A 3,739-nucleotide genomic window follows, 5' to 3' on the forward strand; every position below is an offset into this window, starting at 1 on the left:
TATCTTCATGATTCGAAAAGAAATTATACTCCGAAGAAATATTACCATGAGGAAAATAACAACATACATAATCCCATGTTCTTTTTGTTTCAGAATCCATCTGTTTTCTTCCATAAACCATTAATGGATGTTCCCAATCTTTAAACATTACAACAGAACCTATTGGAAGTAATTCTAACTCTAAATTTTGTACCATCTTAGTTTCCCCTTCTTAAAATAGCCTTTTTTATAATGAAATAAGTAATAGAAAACAACAAACAAGTACCAATTGTACCAAAAACTGCAACCGAAATGTTACCTGCTAATGTTTCATTTGGATCCAATGCATTAGGTAAAATTGTACCAAAAATTGCAATACAAGCTAATATAATCATAAGATATTTAAAATTTTTCACTTTTTTATTCATACTAATTATCTCCTTTATTCCTTAACACTAACTTCTAAACCAAATCCCCATAAACCTACACCAGGACCAAATGGTGCATGGAATTTGAATCCGCTTTTTCCAGCTTCAAAAGATCCCCCGAGTGTTCCAAGCGATGCTGATCCCCCAATTTGTAACTTTTTATCCATAAATGGAATAGGAATTTTTATAGCACTCTCATATTTTACTAGAGTAGCTTCAGCTCCTATATGTAAGTTTCCATTTTCCACATGAGCACCTAACTCTGCAGTAGCAAGCGCTACTTTAGCTTCAGCTCCTATTCCAAATCCTTTAATATTCTCTTGTTCTATTCCAGCTTGGGCTACTGTAAAACCAACCATAGGTCCATAGGTTTGTTCTCTCTTTTCTTTATCTTTTACATCAAATCTATCATAAGTACGAGAACTTACAAATGGCTCTGCTTCAAGTGTAAGACCTTTAATAAATATACCACCATATCCCTTTTCCTCAGTAAATGATTTTTCATACTTTTTACCATTTATTATACTACCAATTCCTTTTACAACTACTCCAGTAACTGTTGCTACTCCATTAGCTGTTTCCTCAGCTTTTTCCTTTACCTCTTTTGAATCCATCAAAAACCAATCATTTTTAACAGCTTCTTTTTCAATTTGAACAGCATGAACTTTATCTTCTGATTTTTTTTGAATAGCCACCGTCCATTCCATATTTAATTCTTTCACACTAAATATCCCTGTTAAAGCATTAAAACCTTTTCCACTTTGGACTTCCGCAAGACCTGCAGCAATACTCGCTGCTAATTGAATTGCTGTACTATAATTATTACTAGAGGTCTGATTGAATTGATACAAATGATCCAGCTTTTCTTGCAGTTTTTTCCTCATAACAATAAAAAGATTTACCATAGCATCCATACCCGGAATTGGCATAGCTTGATTGACAGCTTCCATACTTGTTTTCATTCGGTCAATTTCTCGAATTTGTTCTAACACTTCTTGTTCAATAACATCAGTTGAAGCTACCTGTGATTGAAATTGACTTGGAAAGGCATTATTCTGACGGATTAGTTCTTCACATAAGTAAATAATTCCTTGTGCTAGAGGACGAAAAGTTTGTACAAAAAATGATTTTGCACTGCTATACGTTTGCCCTTGTAACACAGTATCAATTGCAAAAGCATCAATCGACTGAATCGCTTGTTCCATACCTTGAATGGTGGCCGTACATACAGCATTCATACTTTGAGTTTGGTTCTGTACTTCTCCCAAATACATATTTAAACTCATGAATTAGCCTCCTTTACTAATTGTTGTTGCTGATATGAAAGGGCGTTTTCTAAATTACTAAGATCTCGTTTCTCTTTAAACAATGTTTCTTTTTTGTTTTCCAATTCAAATGTTACTTTTCGTTCAATATGTTGTGCATCTTGATACGTATTCATAAAAAACTGGGACATTTCTCTATCACCATGCCAAGTTCCTAAAATTCGTTCAAACAAACGACGATTTCGACTCCTACATTCATAAAAATCTGCTTCCGCTTGTTCCTGAGCTTGAATCGCGAATTGATTTCGGTCCTGTTCTTCAAATACATTTCGTAACTTTAGATTTAACTCTTTAATTTTATTTTCAATATCTCGACCCATCTTTTTCCTCCTACTATTTTACTTTACGTAGGTTGTCACATCAGCGAAAAGTATTGTGAAGTTCGTTATCCATTCTCTCAAATTCTTTAGCTACCGAATGAATATTATCAACCGCTTGCTGGAAGGCAGCGGAAAATTGTTTCGTCAAGTCTAAAACTTGCTGATTCGCTTCTTGTGATTTGAAATTAACAGACAACGTTGTACGCGCCGCCTTTGTTATAGAACGACTGGTTGCACTTTGAATCCTATCAGAGGCTGATCCCATTTTCGTAGCAATTTGCGTTGCTGTTTGTAAATTACTTTGAAATTGTCCCATTCTTTCAAACCCTTTCTATAAGTTTTCCAAACGCATCAAAGAAATCTCATTAAATATATATCCCTATCAATCGCTCGCTAGGCATGCAATCAAATGAGCCATACAATATAAGCTGTATGGCTCATTTGAAATGCTTGTTATATAGAATAAAGCGTTTTTAATTCAAACCGAAATTACGTGATAATTCTTCATCATGAGAAGCAACAGCCTCTGCAGTTTTATTAAGCTGCATATTAATTTCTTGTAATAGCTGTGCAAAGTTTTGTACCTTTGGCTTTAATTGATTGAACTGTTGGTCAAAACCTTCAAAAGCACGTCCTTCCCATTCTCCTCTTAATTCATTTTGTAAGTTTTGTAGTTGACTTAAAATGTCCTCAATTTGATTTGCACCTTGTCCATATCGAGCCGCTTTCGATTTAAGCTCCTCTGGTGACATACGAATTTGTCCAGCCATTTTCATTTCCCCTTTAATACATAATGAGCAAAATATATATTGGTTAATTTTACTAAACATATTATAATCTATTATTCTGAACTTTTAAACTTTTTATCTTTCTATTGAATATTAGAATATAAATATTCAATTCTAATCATTAAATATCCTACTTTTTCTTACTTTACAAGATTTTATGTAAAAAAGACCACCAAAAGGCAGTCCCTCAAAACTCAATCCCATCCCGCGCTCCACTACTTTCTCATACAAATAATTCGCAACGATAATATCTACTACAGCCAAACCAACTGATTTAAAAATAGTAATCTCTTCATCATTTTCGCGTCCGTTTTTCCCCCGCTTAGGATTTGTCCAAGTTCGGCGTGGAGATTGCTAGTTTTATCGAAATTTGAAAATTACCTGTTTCTAGATTCTATTCAATTAAGCAATCCTACAAATGCCTCTTCTTCCTCATCTATAAAACCTACAAATATAATTTCTTCGATATCCTCATGATTAAATACAAATGTATACTCAGGATTAATATATCCTTCTGAATAAAAACAGCCAATATAGTCATACATCACAAGTTCTTTAATCCTAAGTTTTTGTTTTCTTCCATAGTTATTTATGTGAATTCAGCTCGTTTTTTTGTTTTGGGTGAAAAAATTTTTTAACTTGATAGCAATGTGGTGCTACACCTATTAGGCAAATTCGACAAAGAAAAGATACCCAAAGGTGCCTTCCTCCCACTTGAACCATCTTAATTTTATTGTGTTGTTATTATATAAGAAAAGAAGACATCACTTAAGATGTCTTCTTTTCTTGTACACTTGGTGTTAAGAAGGTATTTATTGCTTAAAAACCATAAAAAAATATAACAATCATCGAGTAAACCTATTATAGCATCAATAAATAGAGTTTTTATATGCATTTTT

General features: G+C 33.3%; 7 protein-coding genes and 1 pseudogene. All 8 read right to left on the reverse strand.

Annotated elements, in window-relative coordinates:
* On the reverse strand, positions 1 to 196 hold a 196-nt coding region (locus ACQGS6_RS24525), incomplete at its 3' end, for a DUF4176 domain-containing protein (RefSeq protein ID WP_426965747.1).
* 1 nt (position 197) lies between these two features.
* Positions 198 to 407, reverse strand: a complete 210-nt coding sequence (locus tag ACQGS6_RS24530) for a hypothetical protein (RefSeq protein WP_001036917.1) — start codon at positions 405 to 407, stop codon at positions 198 to 200.
* Positions 408 to 421: 14 nt separating this feature from the next.
* Entirely contained in the window at positions 422 to 1,693 is a 1,272-nt protein-coding gene (locus ACQGS6_RS24535; protein WP_000056069.1) for a T7SS effector LXG polymorphic toxin, read from the reverse strand.
* Complete coding sequence (locus ACQGS6_RS24540) at positions 1,690 to 2,052, reverse strand: DUF3958 family protein (protein WP_000532192.1); 363 nt, start codon at positions 2,050 to 2,052, stop codon at positions 1,690 to 1,692. The genes ACQGS6_RS24535 and ACQGS6_RS24540 overlap by 4 nt, the downstream gene beginning before the upstream one ends.
* Before the next feature lie 40 nt (positions 2,053 to 2,092).
* On the reverse strand, positions 2,093 to 2,368 hold the full coding sequence (locus ACQGS6_RS24545; RefSeq protein ID WP_000529664.1) for a TIGR04197 family type VII secretion effector: 276 nt from the start codon (positions 2,366 to 2,368) through the stop codon (positions 2,093 to 2,095).
* Between the two features lie 157 nt (positions 2,369 to 2,525).
* Entirely contained in the window at positions 2,526 to 2,822 is a 297-nt protein-coding gene (locus ACQGS6_RS24550) for a WXG100 family type VII secretion target (RefSeq protein ID WP_000918592.1), read from the reverse strand.
* A gap of 132 nt (positions 2,823 to 2,954) precedes the next feature.
* Positions 2,955 to 3,122 (reverse strand): ornithine cyclodeaminase, encoded by a 168-nt coding sequence (locus ACQGS6_RS24555; protein ID WP_257149128.1) that lies wholly within the window; start codon positions 3,120 to 3,122, stop codon positions 2,955 to 2,957.
* Between the two features lie 116 nt (positions 3,123 to 3,238).
* Positions 3,239 to 3,424, reverse strand: a pseudogene (locus ACQGS6_RS24560) (DUF4176 domain-containing protein); the annotation flags it as partial.
* Between the last annotated feature and the right edge of the window lie 315 nt (positions 3,425 to 3,739).

The organism is Bacillus sp. GMs2/2, from assembly GCF_050172095.1.
In the GTDB taxonomy this organism is placed as follows: domain Bacteria; phylum Bacillota; class Bacilli; order Bacillales; family Bacillaceae_G; genus Bacillus_A; species Bacillus_A cereus.

What these genes read in the sequence shown, in the direction of transcription:
- ACQGS6_RS24545 (WP_000529664.1), bottom strand. Translation starts at nt 2,368, where the DNA reads ATGGGACAATTTCAAAGTAATTTACAAACAGCAACGCAAATTGCTACG.
- ACQGS6_RS24535 (WP_000056069.1), bottom strand. Translation starts at nt 1,693, where the DNA reads ATGAGTTTAAATATGTATTTGGGAGAAGTACAGAACCAAACTCAAAGT.
- ACQGS6_RS24540 (WP_000532192.1), bottom strand. Translation starts at nt 2,052, where the DNA reads ATGGGTCGAGATATTGAAAATAAAATTAAAGAGTTAAATCTAAAGTTA.
- ACQGS6_RS24530 (WP_001036917.1), bottom strand. Translation starts at nt 407, where the DNA reads ATGAATAAAAAAGTGAAAAATTTTAAATATCTTATGATTATATTAGCT.
- ACQGS6_RS24550 (WP_000918592.1), bottom strand. Translation starts at nt 2,822, where the DNA reads ATGGCTGGACAAATTCGTATGTCACCAGAGGAGCTTAAATCGAAAGCG.